Source organism: Citrobacter sp. Cpo221 (assembly GCF_030332345.1).
Lineage (GTDB): Bacteria > Pseudomonadota > Gammaproteobacteria > Enterobacterales > Enterobacteriaceae > Citrobacter > Citrobacter portucalensis.
This window is the reverse complement of record NZ_JAOWIA010000029.1, coordinates 20189-40480: the sequence shown is the minus strand read 5'-3', so window position 1 is coordinate 40480 and position 20292 is coordinate 20189. Positions and strand designations below refer to the sequence as shown.

Here is a 20292-nt window from a genome sequence, read left to right as displayed (position 1 = left end):
AGGAAAAAGTCTTAGTCACTGCGGACTTTCTCTCATCCCCTTTTGCTTTCACTTTCCTATAGTCAGCACAAACGGAGACTGCCATGCATACACGCTCAGCCAGCGAAACAGACCAACAATACCGGGCGCTACGCCCCCGGCTGCTGATGTGTATGGTAATTGGTTACGCCGCGTTTTATCTGACGCGCAAAAGCGTTAACTACGTCCTCCCGGCGCTGCAAACGGATCTGGGTCTGGATAAAGGCGATATCGGCCTGCTTGGGTCACTGTTTTATCTGACCTATGGTTTGTCGAAATTTACCGCTGGGCTGTGGCACGACAGCCACGGACAGCGCGCATTTATGGGAATTGGCCTGTTTGCTACCGGCGTTTTAAACGTGCTGTTCGCCTTTGGGGAATCGCTGACGCTGCTGCTGGTGGTCTGGACGCTGAACGGATTTTTTCAGGGGTGGGGCTGGCCGCCCTGTGCCCGACTACTGACCCACTGGTACTCGCGCAACGAACGTGGCTTCTGGTGGGGCTGCTGGAATATGTCGATCAATATCGGTGGCGCCATTATCCCGCTGATTAGCGCTTTTGCCGCCCATTGGTGGGGCTGGCAGGCAGCCATGCTGGCACCGGGGATAATCAGCATGGCATTGGGAATCTGGCTCACCCTGCAATTGAAAGGCACGCCCCAGGAAGAAGGATTACCCACGGTTGGGGAATGGCGGCATGACCCGCTGGAGCTACGCCAGGAGCAGCAAAGCCCGCCGATGGGGCTGTGGCAAATGTTGCGCACCACCATGCTGAAAAACCCGATGATCTGGTTGCTCGGCGTGTCGTATGTATTGGTCTACTTGATCCGCATTGCGCTCAACGACTGGGGCAATATCTGGCTGACGGAAAGCCACGGCGTGAATCTGCTCAGCGCCAATGCCACGGTGATGCTGTTTGAAGTTGGCGGCTTGCTGGGGGCGCTGTTTGCCGGATGGGGATCGGATCTGCTGTTCAGCGGTCAACGTGCGCCGATGATTTTGCTGTTCACGCTGGGGCTGATGGTTTCCGTCTCCGCACTGTGGCTGGCACCAGTGCACCACTACGCGTTACTGGCAGTGTGTTTCTTTACCGTGGGCTTTTTTGTGTTTGGCCCACAGATGCTAATTGGCCTCGCAGCCGTTGAATGCGGACACAAAGCGGCGGCAGGTTCAATTACCGGTTTTCTCGGGCTTTTCGCCTATCTGGGGGCCGCGCTGGCGGGTTGGCCGCTGTCGTTGGTCATAGAACATTACGGCTGGTCGGGAATGTTCAGTTTGCTCTCGGTTGCCGCTGTCTTTATGGGTTTATTGCTGATGCCGTTGCTCATTGCGGGCATTACCCCTTCTCTCAGTCAAAGGATAAAACAATGAAACTGACGCTTACCTCTACCCTGATTGCTTCCGCTCTGACGCTGGCTGCCTTCAGCAACGCAGCCCAGGCGCAGGGCCGCCTGGTGGTGTATTGCAGCGCCACCAACGAGATGTGCGAAACCGAAACCAAAGCCTTCGGTGAAAAATATGATGTGAAAACCTCATTCATTCGCAACGGCTCGGGCAGTACGCTGGCGAAAGTGGATGCAGAGAAGAAAAACCCGCAGGCGGATGTGTGGTACGGCGGTACGCTGGATCCACAATCTCAGGCCGGTGAAATGGGTCTGCTACAGCCGTATAAATCACCAAACCTCGAACAGATCATGGAGAAATTCCGCGATCCCGCAAAGGTCAAAGGTAACCTCTCTTCGGCGGTTTACGTCGGTATTCTGGGCTTTGGCGTTAATACCCAGCGCCTGAAAGAGAAAAACCTGCCGGTGCCAAAATGCTGGAAGGATCTGACCAAACCGGAATACAAGGGCGAAATCCAGATTGCTGACCCGCAAAGCTCCGGTACCGCCTACACCGCGCTGGCGACCTTTGCTCAACTGTGGGGCGAAGATCAGGCCTTTGATTACCTGAAACAGCTCAACGCCAACGTCTCTCAATACACCAAATCCGGCATTGCCCCGGCGCGTAACGCTGCCCGCGGTGAAACGGCTATCGGCATCGGCTTCCTGCACGACTACTCGCTGGAAAAAGAACAGGGCGCACCGCTGGAACTGATTTCTCCATGCGAAGGCACCGGTTATGAAATCGGCGGCGTCAGCATCCTGAAAGGTGCGCGCAACGTCGACAATGCCAAACTGTTCGTTGACTGGGTGCTGTCAAAAGACGCGCAGGAGCTGGCGTGGAAGAAAGGCAAATCCTATCAGATCCTGACCAACACCACCGCCGAGACCTCCCCTAACTCGCTGAAGCTCGACGACCTGAAGCTTATCAATTACGACATGGATAAGTACGGCTCGACTGACGTACGTAAGGCGTTGATCAATAAGTGGGTTAGCGAAGTTAAGATGGGTAAATAAACCCACGTTGCGTTCATTTGCCGGGTGCGGCGTAAACGCCTTACCCGGCCTACATTACCGGAAACGCTATGTCACACACACTTGCACTCCATCCCGTAAAAAAACGGGATGCGATATTTCTTTGGGTTTTGCTCGGCTGGCTGGCGTTTGCCCTGCTGCCGAGCTGGAGCCTGGACTACGGTCTGCTGGAGTCAACGCGGGAAGAAATACTCGCCGCCTACGGCTGGTCGCAGTTCAATATCAGTTGGCTGTGGTATCTGCTGCCAAGTCTGCTGCTGGTGCGCCCATTCCATGAAGCCAGGCGCGAACAGCGCAGCCGCCATTATCTTGACGCGGGTTGGGCATTTTTCTGTATGGCCTTTATTGTCGCCAGCGCCACCCTTGAGGGTCGCGGCTTAGGCTATGCCACCATCGTGCTGTTTGTGGCGCTTGGCGCAATCATGACCCTGGCGCTCACCCGCCTCGAATGGCTGGGCGGTGACCGTTTCGTCATCGGCTCGCTTACCGCGATTGTCGCGCTGATCGGTATTTTTATCGTCTGGCCAAGCATCGCCATTTTCATTCCGATGTTCACCAACGACGCCGGGGAATTTGCCCCGCTGGCGTTTATGAATGTGCTGTCGCAGGCACATATCATTCAGGTGATCCTCAACTCGATTATGCTGTCGATTGCCGTCGGCGTCGGCTGTACCTTCTTTGGTCTGGTACTGGCTATCTACACCACCCGTATCGCCAGACGCAGCGCCATAATCGGACGTATCTTCTCGATTTTGCCGATCGTCACTCCGCCGTTTGTCGTCGGTTTAGGCGTCACGCTGATGATGGGACGCTCCGGTTACATCACCGAGTTTATGGTCGAATGGTTTGGTTTAACCAACACCAACTGGCTGTATGGCTTTACCGGCATCTGGCTGGCGCAGGTTCTGGCCTTTACGCCGATGGCGTTTATGATCCTCGACGGAGCAATCAAAACCATTCATCCGTCGCTGGAAGAAGCATCATACACCCTGCGTGCCAGCCGCTGGCAGACCTTTAACGGCGTGTTTGTCCCGCTGCTGAAACCCGCACTGGCGAACGCTTTTTTAATCGTAGTGGTGCAGTCACTGGCCGACTTTAGTAACCCGCTGGTGCTCGGCGGTAACTTCGACGTGCTGGCAACGCAAATCTACTTCTACATCACCGGTTCGCAGCTCGACTACCAGGCCGCCAGTACGTTGGGAGCCTTCCTGCTGCTGTTCTCGCTGCTGGTATTCTGCGTGCAGTATATGTGGATTGGTAAACGCTCATACGTCACCGTTTCCGGCAAATCCTACCGGGGCGACGTACAGCCGCTGCCGGTAACGCTGGTATGGAGTGTGGTCGCGCTGCTGGCAGTGTGGATTGCCTTTAACGCCCTGCTCTACGGCAGCATTTTCTACGGTAGCTTCACCGTCAACTGGGGCGTGGACTACACCCTGACGCTGGCGAACTTTACCAAACTGTTCGGTCAGGGGATGAGCGACGGCGCGTGGCCTTCACTGCTCGACACCCTGCTCTACGCCGGGATTGCCGCGCCGATCACCGCGATCTTCGGCCTGCTGATCGCATGGATCGTGGTGCGCCAGCAGTTTAAAGGCAAGAAGACCATCGAGTTCACCACCATGCTGTGCTTTGCCGTTCCGGGCACCGTCGCGGGCGTGTCGTACATTCTGGCCTTTAACAGCGCTCCGGTGTACCTCACCGGCACCGCCGCCATCGTCATTATCTCAATGGTGATGCGTAACGTCCCGGTCGGTATCCGCGCAGGCATCGCGGGCTTAGGCCAAATCGATAAATCGCTCGATGAAGCCTCGCTCAGCCTGCGCGCCGGTTCGCTGCGGACCATTACACATATCCTGCTGCCGCTGCTGCGTCCGGCGATCCTTTCGGCACTGATTTACAGCTTTGTGCGCGCCATTACCACCGTCAGCGCCATTGTGTTCCTCGTCACGCCGGATACCCGCGTAGCGACGGCCTACATCCTGAACCGCGTTGAAGATGGCGAATACGGTGTGGCGATTGCCTACGGTTCCATTCTGATCGTGGTGATGCTGGCGATTATTTTCATCTTTGACTGGCTGATCGGCGAATCACGTACCTCCCGTTCAAAAGCCAAAAACCAGGCGTAATGGAGCGCACTATGACTCAGAAAAATTTCGTTGAACTGCGCAACGTCACTAAACGATTTGGCAGTAATACGGTAATAGACAATATCAACCTCACCATCCCGCAGGGGCAAATGGTAACCCTGCTCGGCCCGTCCGGCTGCGGCAAAACCACCATTTTGCGCCTGGTTGCCGGGCTGGAAAAACCGAGCGAAGGGCAAATTTTCATTGATGGCGAAGACGTCACCCATCGCTCTATTCAGCAGCGCGATATCTGCATGGTGTTTCAGTCCTATGCCCTGTTCCCGCATATGTCGCTGGGAGAGAACGTCGGTTATGGCCTGAAAATGCTCGGCGTACCGCGCGCAGAGCTGAAAGCCCGCGTCAAAGAGGCGCTGGCGATGGTGGATCTGGAAGGATTCGAAGACCGCTTTGTCGACCAGATCTCCGGCGGTCAGCAGCAGCGCGTGGCGCTGGCCCGCGCGCTAATCCTCAAGCCGAAAGTGCTGCTGTTTGATGAGCCGTTGAGTAACCTCGACGCCAACCTGCGTCGCAGCATGCGCGACAAGATCCGCGAGCTGCAAAAGCAGTTTGATATCACCTCGCTGTACGTCACCCACGATCAGAGCGAAGCCTTTGCGGTTTCTGATACAGTGCTGGTGATGAACAAGGGACACATCATGCAGATCGGCTCACCGCAGGATCTTTACCGCCAGCCCGCCTCCCGCTTTATGGCGAGCTTTATGGGCGATGCCAACCTGTTCCCGGCTACCTTCAGCGACAGATACGTTGATATCTACGGCTATCATCTGCCGCGTCCGCTGCACTTTGGTACGCAGGGCGAAGGGATGGTCGGTGTGCGCCCGGAAGCGATCACGCTCAGCGATCGCGGCGAGGAGAGCCAGCGCTGCGTGATCCGCCATGTCGCCTATATGGGTCCGCAGTATGAAGTGACGGTGGAATGGCACGGGCAGGAGATTTTATTGCAGGTCAACGCTACGCGCCTGCAACCGGACGTCGGCGAACAGTATTATCTCGAAATCCATCCGTACGGCATGTTTGTTCTGGCGGATGCGGCATAACGTTTGTGGCTTTGTAGGCCGGGTAAGGCGCTTTTGCCGCCACCCGGCAATGCCTGATGCGCCGCGCTTATCAGGCCTACAATGAACGATGCAGGCCCGATAAACTCTCAGCTTCGCGCTTTTAGCGCGGCGATATCCGCAGGCGTGGTGCGACAGCACCCGCCAATCAACCGGGCGCCAGCGGCCTGCCACTGCGGCAGATAATCCGCCAGTTGCGCGCAATGCTCACCGTGATGATGCCAGGTTTTGCTCACCGCATCGTACTGCTCACCCGAGTTCGGATACACCACCAGCGGCAGCGTCGTTAAACCGTGTAAATGCTGCAACGCAGCGGTGGTGTTTTCCAGCGCAATGCAGTTAATGCCTAGCGCCACCACCTGCGGATAACCCGCCAGCAACGCAACCACGTCACGCAGCGGCGTACCGTCGCTCAGGTGCTCGCTGTCGCGCAGGGTAAATGAGAACCACGCCCGCGCACGCGGATATGCGGTCAACAGCTCAGCCAACGCCTCAATCTCGGCAAAATTCGGCAGGGTTTCGCAGGCCAGCAGATCGGCCCCGGCATCCAGCAAGGCTTCCACGCGCGGGCGATGAAACGCCTGGAACGCCTCAACGCTACAATGATAATCGCCACGGTATTCAGAGCCATCCGCCAAATACGCGCCGTAAGGCCCAACGGATCCCGCCACCAGCAGCGTTCCTGCCTGCGGGTTCTCTGCCAGATACGCTTCACGGGCTTTACGCGCCAGCTCCACGCTTTTGCCAATCAGCGCTTTCGACTGCGCTTCATCCAGGCCTCGCGCGGCGAAGCCCGCCGGCGTCGCCTGATAGCTGGCAGTGATCGCGCATTGCGCCCCCGCCCGGTAGTAATCAAGATGTACTTCGCGGATAAGCTCCGGGTTTTCTACCAGCACTTTGGCTGACCACAGGCTGTCGGCTAAGTTACACCCTCGCGCTTCCAGCTCCGTCGCCATCGCGCCATCCAGCAGCAGGATATCCTGTTTATCAAGGAGAGCGCGTAACGGATTATTCTGCGACATGTTCTGGCTCCTGTTTTGCGTTTCGGGGTTGAGTAAGGAAATAAGCACCATAGCACAACGCAACAAACGGTAACCCGCACCACAACGCAATTCTCTGCGCTGGATCGAATGCCAGCCCTACACAGGCCACCAGGCACAGCACAAAACCTAATACCGGCACCAGCGGATACCACGGCGCGCGATAATGTAATTCACTCAATGCCTTACCTTGTTGCAGATGACGGCGACGAAAAACAAAATGCGAGGCACAGATGCTCAGCCACACCGCCACCACCGCAAACCCGGAGATTGCCGACAGCGCAACAAATACCGTGTCCGGGGCCACTACGCTGGAAAATAGCGCCAGCACACCACCGAGCATACTGACCGACAGCGCTGTCAGCGGTACACCGTTTTTCGTTACTCGCGCAAAACAGGCAGGTAGCGTACGTTCATTCGACAGCGACCACAGCATGCGCCCAGAAGCATACAAACCGGAGTTAGCTGCAGAAAGAATAGCTGTCAGGATCACGAAGTTAAAAATATCAGCGGCGTACGGGATCCCTACTTTCTCAAATACCAGCACAAACGGGCTTTTCTCCACGCCCGCCTGCTGCATCGGGATCAGCGCCGCCAGCACAAACACGGTGCCAATGAAGAAAATAATCAGCCGCGCGATGGTAGTACGAATCGCTACCGGGATAACTTTGCGCGGGTTTTCCGTTTCACCGGCGGCAATGCCGATAAGCTCGGTACCCGAAAAAGCAAAGTTCACTGCCACCATAGTCATCAGAATCGGTAAGCCACCGTGCGGGAACCAGCCTTCCGCCGTGATATTACTCAGCCCCGGCGCGGGCGAGCCATCCTGCATCGGAATAAAGCCGAAAATCGCCGCCCCACCGAGGATGATAAAGGCGATGATAGTGACCACCTTGACCAGGGAGAACCAGAACTCCCCTTCGGCAAAAAAGCGTGTGGAGATAACATTCAGACCAAAAATAATCGCGCAGAACACCACGCACCAGACCCATACCGGCACCTGTGGAAACCAGTACTGCATACAGAATCCAGCGGCGGTAAAGCTCGAACCCAGCGCCACGGTCCAGGTCAGCCAGTAGAGCCAGGCCACGGTATACCCAGTAGCCGGACCAAGATAGCGCGCGGCATAAACGTGAAACGCCCCGGTCTCCGGCATCGCGACCGACAGCTCGCCCAGACACTGCATGACCAGCCAGACCACCAGCGCGCCAATCAGATAGGCCAGTAGCGTTCCCGCCGCTCCGGTGGTGGAAATGATGTACCCGGTATTGAAGAATAACCCTGTGCCAATCACGCCGCCCAGGGAAAGCATAATCAGGTGACGCGTTTTCATTGTGCGCTTCAGTGGCGCATTTTGTTGTGTTGTTTGCATATAACCTTCTAAACGTATGGACATCTAAACATCCAAAGAAGGTTTGTTATACCGTGTTTGTTAACAGAATGCAAAGTCAACCCTGCACCAGACGCAGATGACCGCGCCGGGCGCTTAATAGCGGGTGGGGATTAATAATCAGATACAAAAAGGGCCGCCAGCTCATAACGCCTCCGTTGCCATGTTTTATCTAAACTTTGGCAACACAGTTGACTGACGGCGTTCACCCGGAAGTGGGAATCAAATCTCCCCACTCCCACAACCGGATGAGTGCTTAAGCACCGCTGACCGGGAACGGCATCTGCGATTTGCGGCTCATCAGAATAAATACCGCCAGGCCTGCCAGCATAATGCCCGGCGCAGAAGCCGCCATCACCCCTACCGTTCCGGTACCGAGCGCTAACATTTTCCCTGCCAGCAGCGGGCCGCTCATCGCCCCCAGACGCCCGACTGCGACGGCGGTTCCCACGCCTGTGGCGCGGATCTGCGTGCTGTAAAACAGCGGCGCCAGCGCATACAACACGCTTTGCCCGCCGGTGGCGAACATCCCCGCCACAAATCCCGCCATTAGCATGCCGCTCAATGACGACACCGTACCCAGCGCCAGCAGTGAAGCCAACATCCCAGTGTAGATCAGCAGCGACATCACCACCGGGCGCAGTTTATCCATTAACGCTCCGAGAATTAACGTGCCGCTGGCCGCGCCAATTTGCAGAGCAAACATTACGCCTGCCGCCTGCGATGGCCGAAAGCCCTGCTCCACCAGCAGCATTGGCAGCCAGTTGATCAGCATATACACCACCAGCAGGGTGAAGAAATAGCACAACCACAGCAGCAGCGTGGCACTCGCCGTCGCTGGCGCAAACAGGGCCCGCAGCGGTGCGACGGCCACTTGCGTTTGTTGGGTATAAACCTGTGATTCCGGCAGCCAGCGCATCAACAGCGGCACCAGCAGCAGCGGGATCACCCCACCTACCCAAAACACCGTTTGCCAGGCGGAGGCAAGACCGCTAAACCCGAGCGCTGCCGCCAGCGCCGCACCAATCGGCACACCACAGTACATCAGACTCACCGCCGTACCGCGAAAACGCGGGCCCGCCGCCTCGGAGGTCAGCGCGATCAGGTTCGGCAACGCCGCGCCCAGCCCGACACCGGTCATCAGACGGGCAAATACCAGCGATGAGAAATCCCAGGAAATCGCCGTCGCCAGCGAGAACAGGCCGAACAGCGCCACAGAGGCAATGAGAATACGCTTGCGGCCGTAGCGGTCAGCCAGCATGCCACCCACCAGCGCGCCGGGCAGCAGCCCGAGAATGCCCGCACTGAAGATCCAGCCCATCTGCATTTTATCCAGCGCAAACGCGTGGGCGATACCGACGGCAGCGATACCAGCGGCCTGTAAATCCAGCCCTTCCATCAGGGCAACTAAAAAGCAAAGCCCAACAGTCAACGTCAGGCGGTAAGATGCGGGGGTACGGGTCGTCATAAGATGTCCCTCTGAGGTCACGATGCAGGTGAATCGCGGCTGATACGTTGCCAGCCGCGTAATCATTTTTTATTTGCGGTTGCGCAGGTCCAGCGCCACGTCGACGATCATATCTTCCTGGCCGCCCACCATCCGACGTTTGCCCAGTTCCACCAGAATATCTACTGCGCTCAGGCCATAGCGTGCTGCCGCCACTTCGCAATGACGCAGGAAGCTGGAGTACACCCCGGCATAGCCCAGCGCCAGCGTTTCACGATCCACCCGCACCGGGCGGTCTTGTAGTGGACGCACTAAATCGTCGGCGGCGTCCATCAGTGCGTAGAGATCGGTTCCATGCTGCCAGCCGAGTTTTTCCGCAGCGGCGATAAACACTTCCAATGGTGCGTTGCCCGCGCCTGCGCCCATCCCGGCCAGGCTGGCGTCGATACGGTCACACCCCTCTTCTACCGCGGCAATGGAGTTCGCCACGCCAAGACTCAGGTTGTGATGCGCATGCATTCCGGTTTCCGTCTCCGGCTTCAGCACCGCTTTCAGTGCGCGGAAGCGGGCGCGAATATCGCTCATGTTCATTGCGCCGCCGGAATCGACCACATAAATACAGGTCGCGCCGTAGTTCTCCATCAGCTTCGCCTGCTGCGCCAGGTTCTCCGGTGTGGTCATATGACTCATCATCAGAAAACCGACGGTATCCATGCCAAGCTCACGCGCATACTGAATATGCTGGGCCGACACGTCTGCTTCAGTGCAGTGGGTCGCCACGCGCACTACCCGTGCGCCGGCCTGATATGCATTTTTCAGGTCATGAATAGTGCCGATACCCGGCAGCAACAGCGTGGCAATTTTGGCATGCTTCACCACGTCCGCCGCCGCTTCAATCCACTCCAGGTCGCTGTGCGCACCAAAGCCGTAGTTAAAGCTGGAACCTTGTAAACCGTCGCCGTGGGCCACTTCAATAGAATCAACCCGTGCGTCGTCCAGCGCTTTGGCTATCTGGCGTACATACTCCAGCGAATATTGATGACGAATAGCGTGCATACCGTCGCGCAGGGTCACGTCAGAGATATAGAGTTTTTTACCGTTCATGCTGCTTCTCCTGCCTGACGAGCGAGGGACTGTGCCATCTTCTCAGCGGTCGCCAGCGCGCTGGAGGTCATAATGTCGAGGTTGCCCGCGTAGGCTGGTAAATAGTGCGCCGCGCCTTCCACTTCCAGATACACCGCGGTTTTCAGCCCAGAGAACTGGCCGATACCCGGCAGATTCACCGGTTTATCTTCTGGGATGACTTCAAACTGGACACGCTGTTTCAGGCGATAGCCCTGCACGTAGGCCTGCACCGCCGCCGCCATCTCATTAATCGACGCTTCAACTTCAACCTCAGAGGCCGCTTCGCTCAGCACATACACCGTGTCACGCATCATCAGCGGCGGCTCGGCCGGGTTAAGGACAATAATGGCTTTGCCTTTTGCCGCGCCGCCGACCACTTCAATCGCCTTCGAGGTAGTTTCGGTAAACTCGTCGATATTGGCGCGGGTACCCGGCCCCGCCGATTTACTGGCGATCGAGGCGATAATCTCGGCGTAATGGACTTTTGCAACGCGAGAAACTGCCGCCACCATTGGGATGGTTGCCTGTCCGCCGCAGGTCACCATATTGACGTTCTGCTGATCAACGTTGGCTGCCAGATTCACCACCGGCACGCAGTAAGGACCGATTGCCGCGGGCGTCAGATCGATCAGGCGGATGCCTGGTTTAACGGCACGTAGCGCGGCATCGTTCTTCACATGCGCGCCTGCGCTGGTGGCGTCAAACACGATGTCGATATCGGCGAATTCCGGCATGGCGATAAGCCCTGTCACCCCTTCATGGGTGGTTGCAACGCCCATGCGTCGGGCACGCGCCAGGCCATCAGATTCTGGATCGATACCGACCATCACCGCCATTTCCAGATGCACGTCGTGACGCAGAATTTTTATCATCAAATCGGTACCGATGTTGCCGGAGCCGATAATGGCGACTTTACGCTTACTCATGACTGACTTCCTTTTGTATCCGCCGCTGAAAAGGTGGCGGCGACTGAACCAATACCGTCGATATGGGCTTCAAAACAATCGCCCGCATTCACCGCCACCATCGGGCCTAACGCTCCGGTGAGAATAATGTCTCCGGCACGCAGCGGCTCGCCGAGGCTGGCCATTTTGCGCGCCAGCCAGACGGCGGCGTTGATCGGATGTCCCAGGCATTCGCTGCCGCGCCCGCTGGAGACCTCTTCGTTGTTGCGCGTCATTTTCATCGCGCAGTTTTTCAGATCTAATCCTGCCGGACGCTGGGCCGGACCGCCGACCACATACACGCCACAGGAGGCGTTATCCGCCACGGTATCAACAAATTTGATCGACCAGTCGCGGATACGGCTGCCGACCACTTCCAGCGCGGGAAGGACCCACTCGATGGCGTTGTAGAGCTCGTCAAAAGTGGTGTCGGTATTGGGCAGATCGCGGTTCAGCACCAGCGCAATTTCGGCTTCAATACGCGGTTGCAACACACGGGAAAACGGGATGGTTTCGTTATCGCCATAACACATATCAGCAAACAGCGTACCGAAGTCCGGTTGATCGACACCCAGCTGTTGCTGCACTTTCGGGTGCGTCAGCCCCACTTTGCGCCCGACCACGCGACGCCCGCGCGCCACGTCGTACTGCACGTTGATGCGCTGAATGGCGTAGGCCGCTTCGGCGTTATCCACACCAATCAATTCACGCAGTGGGGCGATGGCTTCCCCTTTTTCTTCAGCCAGGCGTAAATCGGCGGCCAGCTGCTCAAGATTACGATTCGTCATGTCCGTTCCTTAAGGGCGTGTGAGGAAATTCAGCACCAGCTGGTTAAAGGCATCCGCATGCTCCCACTGCGCCCAGTGTCCGCAGTCGCGGTAGATATGCAGCTCAGAACCGGCAATTCCGGAGAGCAGGCGCAGACCGGCATCCATCGGTACGAAGCGGTCATTGCGTCCCCAGACAATCAGGGTCTGAGCTTTGATTTCACCCAGACGCGGGCTGAAATCCGGGAACTGTTTCGGGTTGGCCTCCAGACTCTGGACAAAGTTTTCCAGGTGATCGCGGCGCGACAGCATGTTATTCAGCCGCGCCTCAAACAACGCCTCGGTCAGGTCGCTGGTGTCGAAGACAAAGATCTCCATCATCAGCTTCAGGTTCTCGATGGTCGGCTCGCGATACAGCTGATTCAGACGCTTGATACCTTCGGTTGGCATCGGGGTAAACAGGCTCATGCCGCCCGTTCCGCCGCCCATTAGCACCAGTTTGCCCACGCGCTCCGGCCAGCTCAGGGTAAACGCCACAGCACTGTGACCGCCCATCGAGTTACCCAGCAGGTGGACTTTTTGAATATCCAACTGATCGACCACGCTTTTCAGGATGCGGGCGTTGAGATCGGATCGCGAACCGCGGTTAACGATCCCATCGCTTTTGCCCCAGCCAGGACAATCCAACAGGATCACCCGGTATCCGGCCTGTACCAGCGGATCGATATTGCGGCTGAAGTTTGCCCAGCCCGTCGCGCCAGGACCGGATCCGTGCAGCAGCACGACGGTCTCTTCGCCCTGCCCACAGTCATTGAAATGCACGCGTAGGGTTTCGCCTGCTTCCTGCACCTCCAGAAAACGACTGGTAGCGGCTTCGGTTTGCGATTGGTAAGTCATGATGTTCTCCTGCATATTCAGTTCTGTTTTAGTTCTGCGTAGTGGCGCTCAGGGAGCCGAATCCGGCGATCCACTCCGGGATCGGGCGGTAATAACGGCCTTCGCTGCGCCAGTTGCCAAAGGCAGAAATGGCGGCAAAGGCGGCAACCCAGGTTTTAACTTCGTGCGTTGATTTGCCCGCCATCGCGGACAGCTCTTCGTTACTGACCGCGTCCAGCTCCTGCAAACGCCCCTGCTCAAGCAGGGTCATAAAACGGTTATCCCAGACGGGGTTAAGCGGGTGTAGCGTGTTTTGATCGACCACAAACTTCTCGGCGGCGCTGATCACCCGCTGCTGGCGCAGCTCACGCTCGTGTTCAGGTAACTGTTTGCCGCTACCGAGCAGGCGGTCGCGCATATGGGCATCGGCCTTCGCCAGTTCCGGTACCGGCGGCTGATGCGACAGACCACCGGAGCCTAAAAACAGCACGCGCTTATTCAGCGAGCTGGCGAAACGGCCAATCGCTTCACCAAGCATGCGGGTGCGCTGAAAGCCCGGCAGCGGCGCGGCGACGCCGTTAATAAACACTGGCAGCACTGGCACCTTATCCAGGCCGCCGAGCAAAAACTCCAGCGGCTGCGCGAAGCCATGATCGACCTGCATGTTGTAGGACACGGCGAGATCGATACCGCTTTTCATTACCGCGTGGGCGCAGGCTTCAGCGAGATCTGTCGGCACCGGCAGTTCCCCCGCCGCGCTACCAAAATCGCCGATCGCCGTAGCGCCAACGCCTAAACAGAACGGCGGCATCACGTCGTAGAAAAATCCGTTGTAGTGATCGGGGGCAAACAGCACGACCAGTTCAGGTTCGAACGCCGCAATACGTGCCCGAGCGCTGGCGATCACGCCGTTAACCTCGTCGAGCACAGCCTGTGCCGGGTCGACATAGCCCACCAGCGGCGAATGGGAAAGACAGTGAAGATAAGCGTGCATATCAGGCAACCTTTTCAACAGGAATGTCGGCAGTAGCGCGAGTGAGCGTCATCACCGACGCCAGTTTATTCAGGGTGCTGCCCAGGGTTTGCGGAATGGCGATGGCGGCCACGAAGCGGTCCGGGCGCATGACTACCAGCGCGGCGTTGTGCTGGGCAAACCACGCGCGCAGGCGGTTTTGCGTATCGCCAATGCGGGTAACGCCATCGTGGTTATCCTGATCGGTATGTATCTGCGTCTCCGGCACGACCTGGATAAAACACGCCCCCAGCGCCTGCCACTGTTGGATCTGCGCCTCGCTCATGCCCCATAGCGGGTTACAGCCCCAGCCAATCACCGCGAAATTCGGTCCGATGACGTTGTCGAGCAACGTCACTTCGCCCGATTCCAACGTCACCTTCGGCTGGATAAACATCTTGCCGACCGGTGAAGTTTTCGCGTTGCCTTCACGCACCAGCGCCCCGGCGTGGTACTGCGGCATCGGCTTAAAGCGCATTTCAAGGAAGTAGCGTTTGACCGGCGGAATATAGTTCAGCAGCCAGGAAACCCCATCGCGCACCGCACCATGCCAGCGTTTCGGCGGTGCAAGTACGTTGCCTGCGGTCACAGAGAGGTCGATCATCGCTTTGGCGTGGTCGCGACGTTCCTGCTGGTAGGTATTCAATAGCGCATCGCCGGCTTTACCGTTAATCACCAACGCCAGTTTCCATGCCAGGTTGAAAGCATCGCGCATGCCGCTGTTGTATCCCTGACCCTGCCAGACCGGCATAATGTGCGCCGCATCGCCCGCCAGCAGCACGTGGTCAATACGAAAACGTTCGGCCAGACGGGCGTTATGGGTATACACGCGCTGGCGGATCAGCTCGACGTTGTCCGGGTTCGGCAGCACTTTGCTCAAGAGCTGACGCATATTCTGCGGCTCGCTAAGCTGCGCTTCAGTTTCCCCCGGCATCACCATAAATTCGAAACGGCGCACCGCGTGCGGCAGTGCGGCGGAGACGTACGGGCGCACCGGATCGCAGCACAGATACACATGCGGCGTGCTGAGCGGATCGTTGGCGATATCCACTACAATCCACTGATTCGGCGCGGTTTTACCTTCAAACGGCACGTTCAGCGAGCATCTGACGTTGCTGCCGCCGCCATCGCAGGCCACCAGCCACTGGGCCTTCACCGTTTCACGTTGATCGTCCGGCGCTTTCAGATTTAGCGTCACTTCGCCGTTTTGCTGGCTGAAGGCCTCCAGTTCGCGGGAGAACAGGCAGCGCACGTTGGGAAAACGCGACAACCCTTCCAGCATCACCGCGTCCACCTGTGGCTGAATAAACGCATTGCGGCGCGACCAGCCAAATTCGTCGGTCATCGGCTGGATATCAGCAAAGCAGCGGCCTTTCGGGGTGAGAAAACGCATTGCGTGCCACGGCGTGGTGTGCGGCAAAACGCGCTCGACCAGCCCCACAGACTGCATAGTGCGCAGCGCTTCATCGTCAATGCCGATGGCGCGAGGATAGTCGATCAGCGTGTCGAGCTTCTCCACTACCAACACCTCAATGCCCATCTGGCCAAGATAGTTGGCCATCATCAGCCCTACCGGACCAGCGCCGGCAATCGCTACCTGCGCGGTATGCTGCACAGCGGGTTGGATATCCGGTTTTTTTGTTGTCATTTCAGAACCTCACGACTCGGACAAAACGCAATTGCAGACCCTGGTGAGGCGCAATCTGTTTTGTTAAAAATATGTGAATAATTTTTTGTTGTGCGGTCAGTATAGAAGCGAGTTTTTGCGCTACAATCAAAACATGCCAGGATGTGCACTAAGTGCACAACGTTGTTTTACCTGTAGATTTGTCAATGAATATGAAAAATGACGAGAGCACTGAGTACAAAACCGTACGCGGATTAACGCGCGGATTAATGTTATTAAATATGTTAAACCGGCTCGATGGTGGGGCCAGTGTTGGCTTACTTGCTGAGTTAAGCGGCCTGCATCGCACCACGGTCAGACGGCTGCTGGAAACCCTGCAGGATGAGGGTTACGTCCGGCGCAGCCTGTCCGATGACAGCTTTCGCTTAACCATTAAAGTCCGCCAGCTCAGCGAGGGGTTTCGTGACGAGCAGTGGATTTCTGCACTCGCCGCCCCGCTGCTGGGGGATTTACTGCGCGAGGTCATCTGGCCGACCGACGTTTCCACGCTGGATGTGGACGCGATGGTGGTACGTGAAACCACCCACCGTTTCAGCCGCCTGTCGTTTCACCGGGCGATGGTAGGGCGTCGTTTGCCACTGCTGAAAACCGCATCCGGCCTGACCTGGCTGGCATTTTGTCCGGAGAATGAACGGCAGGAACTGATTGAAATGCTGGCCTCCCGACCGGGAGAAGAGTTTCAGCTTGCGCGCGAACCGCTGAAGCTCAATGCCATTTTGTCCCGCGCGCGAAAAGACGGTTTTGGCCAGAACTTTCGCGGTTGGGATCAGGAAGAGAAAATCGCTTCTATCGCCGTCCCCATCCGCAGCGAACAGCGGGTGATCGGCTGCCTGAATCTGGTGTATATGGCCAGCGCCATGACCATCGAACAGGCTGCGGAAAAGCATCTTCCGGCCTTACAAAAGGTGGCGAAACAAATAGAGGACGGCGTCGAGTCGCAGGAGATTTTGGTTGCCGGGAGGTGAGATGGATCACAGTTATGCGGATTATCTGATTGATAGCTGGCATAACTCACTAACCGGCCGATAAAACTCTGTGACCTCTTGCCCAAAAAATATCTTCATTACATAGTGTGCATTCGTTTTCTGCCAGGAGGCTGCATGTTAAAGGTCATTGCTGAGGATTTCATCAAACCTGAGTATATTGAAACCGTTCTCCCGTTGTATCGTGAGCTAATATCGGCAACGAAGAAAGAACCGCACTGTATTTCTTACGACCTCTATATTGATGAAAAAGATCCGGGGCATTTTATTTTTATCGAAGAATGGCCAAACCACGCGGCTCTCGATGAACATTGTGCCAGTGAGCATTTCCAGCGACTTGTACCATTAATCGATCAATACACGCGCCAGGAAGCACGTTACATACTGATGGATGACGTGGTAAATCCGGCAGTCTCGTGATAATGAAGAAAGTAGTTGGAATACTGTTAATTATGTTTTTGGCAGAATGCTCAACACCAGGAAAGACAGTCTTTTACTTCCCTGGTCGCTGAGGGCTTAAAGCCTCTTCAAAAGAGGCTTTAAGCTTTGCAACAATGCATCCCACGGATTACAAAACGGAATCATCACTGTTCCAGATATTAAGCGCATTTTTACGAGGCCATTTTCATCGCGGCACCAATAACTGCCATACACATACTGCTCGCAAGTAAAACAATAAACCAATATATATAATTATTAAACTTTGTAAATAACCAGATAAATCTAAGCAATGACAATGCAGCAATAGAAATAGAAGACACAAACATTGTAAATATATAAATACCAGAAATTATCCATCCTGCTTCTTCGTAAATACTCTTCATTGTAAAAATAAGGATAGATAAGTAAAATCCTGATAAAGCAAGCCCGCTCAGAAAATCATAATAATCGATGTATGTGATGTTTTTATCTTTCTGCGGAAGAGCTATAAACTTTTCAAGTTTCTCATTGTCTACTCGTGACAAAAACCGATTAATTAGCGGAGTAAACATCACTAAAATCATCACCAAATGAATGAATAATAAAGAAAGTTTAATTCTGTCATCAACCGATTCATTCTGTGGCCAGATAGATATTATTTCATAATCCATTTTTGCAAGGAGAAAAAAGCAAATGGCCGATGGTATATATTCAGAAGATATAGCTTTCCATATTTTTTTAAAAATCACTTATATTACCCCATTAGTTATACCGGTGAATCACTATTAGTTAACCGCGCTACTAATCTGCAAATAGTTGGCGATCATATTTATTTAATACGGATAATATATACCTATTCAGAAACGGATTGCTACCTACTAATTTTATCACTACATACCTGAATCACGTAAATTACACATATCAAAAAAAAACCGAAACCCGCTCCTGAAAAGAGCAGCGTTCCGGTTTTTATTCAGTCTGAAGGGTTTCAGACTTTAAGCAGTTTCACCGTCGCGTCGATGTCAATTTCATCTTCCGAGAAGATCAGTGTCGTGCCCTGGAAGGTGGTAATAGCCAGCTTTTTCAGCGTGCGCATTTCACCAGGCTTGACATCTGATTTCGGTCGGATGCTGTTCATCAGCACGCCGACAGACAGCACAGCATTTTCTTTGTCGATACGGGTCTCTACAGGGACTTCTTCGCTGTAGACCAGGAATGACTTGATCGAGGTGAGCTTCAGACGCTCGCCTGCGATATAGATGTACTTGCTGTCTGGTATGACTTTTACCGCGTAGGCAGACAAGCCTTTGTTGTTGGTGGTGGGCTCAAAAGTCACCGCCGCGTCTTTCTTGATCAGCTCAGGATTAGCAACCTTAATCACATGAAAATAGCGGTTGTCGCCGTTTTCATCTTTGATAAATCCAAAGCCTTTATCTTTAAACCACGTTGTGATTGTTCCGTTCATTGCTGTTTCCGCCTGATTAAACCTATTACTCGTAGAGTATACCTACTCAATTTGCGCGCAGTGTAAAACACAGGCCATGTCTTTGGCTACTCGTTACCCCAACGATTGAGGAACTCCGCGATATCATCGATACGCTGAGCGTCGACACCTGCCACGGTTGCCATCTCCTGCTGTGCTTCTTCGCTGATCTCTTCGTTGTTCATCAAACGGGTGATCAACTGCTGGAAGTAGTGCGCCAGCGCGTCACGTTCTGTGTCGCTCACCGGCTTTGCGGCCTCGGTCGCGTACTCGTCGGCGATATCATAATATTTTAGCGGAATGTCGTTGTTCATCAGTTGCTCCGGGGTAAATGCGTGTGCCAGCAGTTGCCTGCCGCGTCTGATGTGAATGATAGCATTCTTATTTCATGGTTCGCGATCTGTTTTATTGGCCACTATGCTTTACATATATCAATAATGTTTTCTGGCGCCACTTCGTATTTAATAAATCTTTCCGTATTTAAATAACAGCATTCTTATTCAGTTCGATATAATGGCTGCGAATTAAATAACGAGCCACAAAGGGAATATTAAATTACTTTAATTACATAATTGATATCTATCATCTGCAGTTGGCCCAATCTCATCGCTAGTCGCCCATTTGCCCACATTCATCTTCTGGACAACACTCTACGATGACACCACTGACCCAACACGTGGAGCAAACACCATGAACATCACGCAAATCCGTAACGCCACGCAGCACATCACCTTTGGTGGCAAAACATTTCTGATCGACCCTATGCTGGCGGCAAAAGGTACTTATCCGGGCTTTGCCGGTACGGCACGCGCCGAGATCCGCAACCCGACCGTTGATCTGCCTGTCGATATCGACACCCTGCTCAACGTTGATGCGCTGATCGTGACCCATCTGCATGAAGACCACTGGGATGAAGCCGCGGCTCGTGTCGTACCGAAAGACAAACCGATTTATGTGCAAAACGATCGCGATGCGCAGGTACTGCGGGAACAAGGTTTCACGCAACTGACCGTACTGACGCAAAACACTGCGCTTGGTGATATCACCCTGCGTAAAACCGGCGGCCAGCACGGTTCGGATCGCGCTTACGCCATCCCGCAAATGGCTGAGCGTCTGGGTGATGCCTGCGGAGTTATCTTCCAACATCCGGCGGAAAAAACGCTGTATCTGGTCGGGGACACCATCTGGCGCGACGAGGTGGAAACCAACATGCGGACTTTCCAGCCAGGCGTGGTCATTGTGAATGCAGGCTTTGCCCACGTTATCGGGTTTGGCCCAATTATCATGGGCGCTGAAGATGTACTTAAAACCCACTTCACGCTGCCCGAAGCACAAATTGTGGCGACCCATATGGAGGCGATTAACCACTGTCTGCTGACCCGCGCGGCCTTGAAAGAGTACGCCTGCGACAACCAGATTGCGCAATTCGTTAACGTGCCGGAAGATGGCGAAACCCTGACGTTTTAATCTCCACAGAGG

At 55.2% G+C, this 20292-nt stretch carries 19 protein-coding genes; 7 read left to right on the top strand and 12 right to left on the bottom strand.

The genetic code is table 11. From position 1 onward, the window contains the following. The first annotated feature begins 83 nt into the window (after nucleotides 1-83). The 4 genes from uhpC to fbpC all read left to right on the top strand — a co-directional run bounded on the left by uhpC (nucleotide 84) and on the right by fbpC (nucleotide 5621). The gene (gene uhpC / locus OGY72_RS01385; RefSeq protein ID WP_286546326.1) at nucleotides 84-1388 is read left to right on the top strand and encodes an MFS transporter family glucose-6-phosphate receptor UhpC; all 1305 of its coding nucleotides are present in this window, start codon (nucleotides 84-86) and stop codon (nucleotides 1386-1388) included. After that, nucleotides 1385-2416, top strand: a complete 1032-nt coding sequence (locus tag OGY72_RS01380; protein WP_003830932.1) for an ABC transporter substrate-binding protein — start codon at nucleotides 1385-1387, stop codon at nucleotides 2414-2416. Before uhpC ends, OGY72_RS01380 begins: the two co-directional genes overlap by 4 nt. A gap of 68 nt (nucleotides 2417-2484) precedes the next feature. After that, complete coding sequence (locus OGY72_RS01375; protein WP_008783887.1) at nucleotides 2485-4563, top strand: ABC transporter permease; 2079 nt, start codon at nucleotides 2485-2487, stop codon at nucleotides 4561-4563. A gap of 11 nt (nucleotides 4564-4574) precedes the next feature. Beyond that, entirely contained in the window at nucleotides 4575-5621 is a 1047-nt protein-coding gene (fbpC, locus tag OGY72_RS01370; protein ID WP_003830930.1) for a ferric ABC transporter ATP-binding protein, read from the top strand. 107 nt (nucleotides 5622-5728) lie between these two features. Here the strand turns inward: fbpC and mmuM are convergent, their stop codons facing one another. The 9 genes from mmuM to OGY72_RS01325 all read right to left on the bottom strand — a co-directional run bounded on the left by mmuM (nucleotide 5729) and on the right by OGY72_RS01325 (nucleotide 15888). Further along, the gene (mmuM, locus tag OGY72_RS01365) at nucleotides 5729-6661 is read right to left on the bottom strand and encodes a homocysteine S-methyltransferase (RefSeq protein WP_286546321.1); all 933 of its coding nucleotides are present in this window, start codon (nucleotides 6659-6661) and stop codon (nucleotides 5729-5731) included. Beyond that, on the bottom strand, nucleotides 6648-8051 hold the full coding sequence (gene mmuP, locus OGY72_RS01360) for an S-methylmethionine permease (RefSeq protein ID WP_001373486.1): 1404 nt from the start codon (nucleotides 8049-8051) through the stop codon (nucleotides 6648-6650). Before mmuP ends, mmuM begins: the two co-directional genes overlap by 14 nt. Nucleotides 8052-8325: 274 nt before the next feature. Next, entirely contained in the window at nucleotides 8326-9537 is a 1212-nt protein-coding gene (gene mhpT / locus OGY72_RS01355; protein ID WP_174785057.1) for a 3-(3-hydroxy-phenyl)propionate transporter MhpT, read from the bottom strand. Nucleotides 9538-9606: 69 nt separating this feature from the next. Then, on the bottom strand, nucleotides 9607-10620 hold the full coding sequence (gene mhpE, locus OGY72_RS01350) for a 4-hydroxy-2-oxovalerate aldolase (protein ID WP_286546315.1): 1014 nt from the start codon (nucleotides 10618-10620) through the stop codon (nucleotides 9607-9609). Next, a complete protein-coding gene (gene mhpF, locus OGY72_RS01345; protein WP_286546313.1) occupies nucleotides 10617-11567 on the bottom strand; it encodes an acetaldehyde dehydrogenase in 951 nt (316 codons plus the stop codon). The genes mhpE and mhpF overlap by 4 nt, the downstream gene beginning before the upstream one ends. After that, the gene (gene mhpD, locus OGY72_RS01340) at nucleotides 11564-12373 is read right to left on the bottom strand and encodes a 2-keto-4-pentenoate hydratase (RefSeq protein ID WP_286546311.1); all 810 of its coding nucleotides are present in this window, start codon (nucleotides 12371-12373) and stop codon (nucleotides 11564-11566) included. The genes mhpF and mhpD overlap by 4 nt, the downstream gene beginning before the upstream one ends. 9 nt (nucleotides 12374-12382) lie before the next feature. Further along, nucleotides 12383-13249: a 2-hydroxy-6-oxonona-2,4-dienedioate hydrolase gene (gene mhpC, locus OGY72_RS01335; protein ID WP_286546308.1), complete on the bottom strand. Its 867-nt coding sequence runs from the start codon at nucleotides 13247-13249 to the stop codon at nucleotides 12383-12385. 28 nt (nucleotides 13250-13277) lie between these two features. After that, nucleotides 13278-14222, bottom strand: a complete 945-nt coding sequence (mhpB, locus tag OGY72_RS01330) for a 2,3-dihydroxyphenylpropionate/2,3-dihydroxicinnamic acid 1,2-dioxygenase (RefSeq protein ID WP_003830921.1) — start codon at nucleotides 14220-14222, stop codon at nucleotides 13278-13280. Between the two features lies 1 nt (nucleotide 14223). Then, a complete protein-coding gene (locus OGY72_RS01325) occupies nucleotides 14224-15888 on the bottom strand; it encodes a bifunctional 3-(3-hydroxy-phenyl)propionate/3-hydroxycinnamic acid hydroxylase (RefSeq protein ID WP_286546304.1) in 1665 nt (554 codons plus the stop codon). Nucleotides 15889-16079: 191 nt separating this feature from the next. On the opposite strand from OGY72_RS01325, the gene OGY72_RS01320 reads away from it, so the two are divergent. Together OGY72_RS01320 and OGY72_RS01315 are read left to right on the top strand one after the other, a co-directional pair. Then, on the top strand, nucleotides 16080-16892 hold the full coding sequence (locus OGY72_RS01320) for a DNA-binding transcriptional regulator (protein ID WP_050542092.1): 813 nt from the start codon (nucleotides 16080-16082) through the stop codon (nucleotides 16890-16892). 135 nt (nucleotides 16893-17027) lie between these two features. Beyond that, on the top strand, nucleotides 17028-17330 hold the full coding sequence (locus OGY72_RS01315; protein WP_149384036.1) for a putative quinol monooxygenase: 303 nt from the start codon (nucleotides 17028-17030) through the stop codon (nucleotides 17328-17330). 191 nt (nucleotides 17331-17521) lie between these two features. Here OGY72_RS01315 and OGY72_RS01310 read toward each other — a convergent pair whose 3' ends face one another. The 3 genes from OGY72_RS01310 to OGY72_RS01300 form a co-directional block, all read right to left on the bottom strand. Then, the gene (locus tag OGY72_RS01310; protein WP_286546300.1) at nucleotides 17522-18079 is read right to left on the bottom strand and encodes a hypothetical protein; all 558 of its coding nucleotides are present in this window, start codon (nucleotides 18077-18079) and stop codon (nucleotides 17522-17524) included. A 239-nt stretch (nucleotides 18080-18318) separates the two neighbouring features. Then, on the bottom strand, nucleotides 18319-18795 hold the full coding sequence (locus OGY72_RS01305; RefSeq protein WP_003830914.1) for a cold-shock protein: 477 nt from the start codon (nucleotides 18793-18795) through the stop codon (nucleotides 18319-18321). Between the two features lie 86 nt (nucleotides 18796-18881). Next, nucleotides 18882-19127, bottom strand: a complete 246-nt coding sequence (locus OGY72_RS01300) for a YmjA family protein (protein WP_003021350.1) — start codon at nucleotides 19125-19127, stop codon at nucleotides 18882-18884. A gap of 376 nt (nucleotides 19128-19503) precedes the next feature. Here OGY72_RS01300 and OGY72_RS01295 point away from each other — a divergent pair, with 376 nt between their 5' ends. Continuing rightward, complete coding sequence (locus OGY72_RS01295) at nucleotides 19504-20280, top strand: MBL fold metallo-hydrolase (RefSeq protein ID WP_148362371.1); 777 nt, start codon at nucleotides 19504-19506, stop codon at nucleotides 20278-20280. Nucleotides 20281-20292 lie beyond the last annotated feature (12 nt).

Bases quoted from the DNA above. Each gene is read 5' to 3' on its own strand.
- OGY72_RS01295 (WP_148362371.1), top strand. From the start codon at position 19,504: ATGAACATCACGCAAATCCGTAACGCCACGCAGCACATCACCTTTGGT.
- OGY72_RS01300 (WP_003021350.1), bottom strand. From the start codon at position 19,127: ATGAACAACGACATTCCGCTAAAATATTATGATATCGCCGACGAGTAC.
- fbpC (WP_003830930.1), top strand. From the start codon at position 4,575: ATGACTCAGAAAAATTTCGTTGAACTGCGCAACGTCACTAAACGATTT.
- mmuM (WP_286546321.1), bottom strand. From the start codon at position 6,661: ATGTCGCAGAATAATCCGTTACGCGCTCTCCTTGATAAACAGGATATC.
- mhpE (WP_286546315.1), bottom strand. From the start codon at position 10,620: ATGAACGGTAAAAAACTCTATATCTCTGACGTGACCCTGCGCGACGGT.
- mhpC (WP_286546308.1), bottom strand. From the start codon at position 13,249: ATGACTTACCAATCGCAAACCGAAGCCGCTACCAGTCGTTTTCTGGAG.
- mhpF (WP_286546313.1), bottom strand. From the start codon at position 11,567: ATGAGTAAGCGTAAAGTCGCCATTATCGGCTCCGGCAACATCGGTACC.
- OGY72_RS01375 (WP_008783887.1), top strand. From the start codon at position 2,485: ATGTCACACACACTTGCACTCCATCCCGTAAAAAAACGGGATGCGATA.
- OGY72_RS01320 (WP_050542092.1), top strand. From the start codon at position 16,080: ATGAAAAATGACGAGAGCACTGAGTACAAAACCGTACGCGGATTAACG.
- uhpC (WP_286546326.1), top strand. From the start codon at position 84: ATGCATACACGCTCAGCCAGCGAAACAGACCAACAATACCGGGCGCTA.
- mhpT (WP_174785057.1), bottom strand. From the start codon at position 9,537: ATGACGACCCGTACCCCCGCATCTTACCGCCTGACGTTGACTGTTGGG.
- OGY72_RS01305 (WP_003830914.1), bottom strand. From the start codon at position 18,795: ATGAACGGAACAATCACAACGTGGTTTAAAGATAAAGGCTTTGGATTT.
- mhpB (WP_003830921.1), bottom strand. From the start codon at position 14,222: ATGCACGCTTATCTTCACTGTCTTTCCCATTCGCCGCTGGTGGGCTAT.
- mhpD (WP_286546311.1), bottom strand. From the start codon at position 12,373: ATGACGAATCGTAATCTTGAGCAGCTGGCCGCCGATTTACGCCTGGCT.
- OGY72_RS01380 (WP_003830932.1), top strand. From the start codon at position 1,385: ATGAAACTGACGCTTACCTCTACCCTGATTGCTTCCGCTCTGACGCTG.
- OGY72_RS01325 (WP_286546304.1), bottom strand. From the start codon at position 15,888: ATGACAACAAAAAAACCGGATATCCAACCCGCTGTGCAGCATACCGCG.
- mmuP (WP_001373486.1), bottom strand. From the start codon at position 8,051: ATGCAAACAACACAACAAAATGCGCCACTGAAGCGCACAATGAAAACG.
- OGY72_RS01315 (WP_149384036.1), top strand. From the start codon at position 17,028: ATGTTAAAGGTCATTGCTGAGGATTTCATCAAACCTGAGTATATTGAA.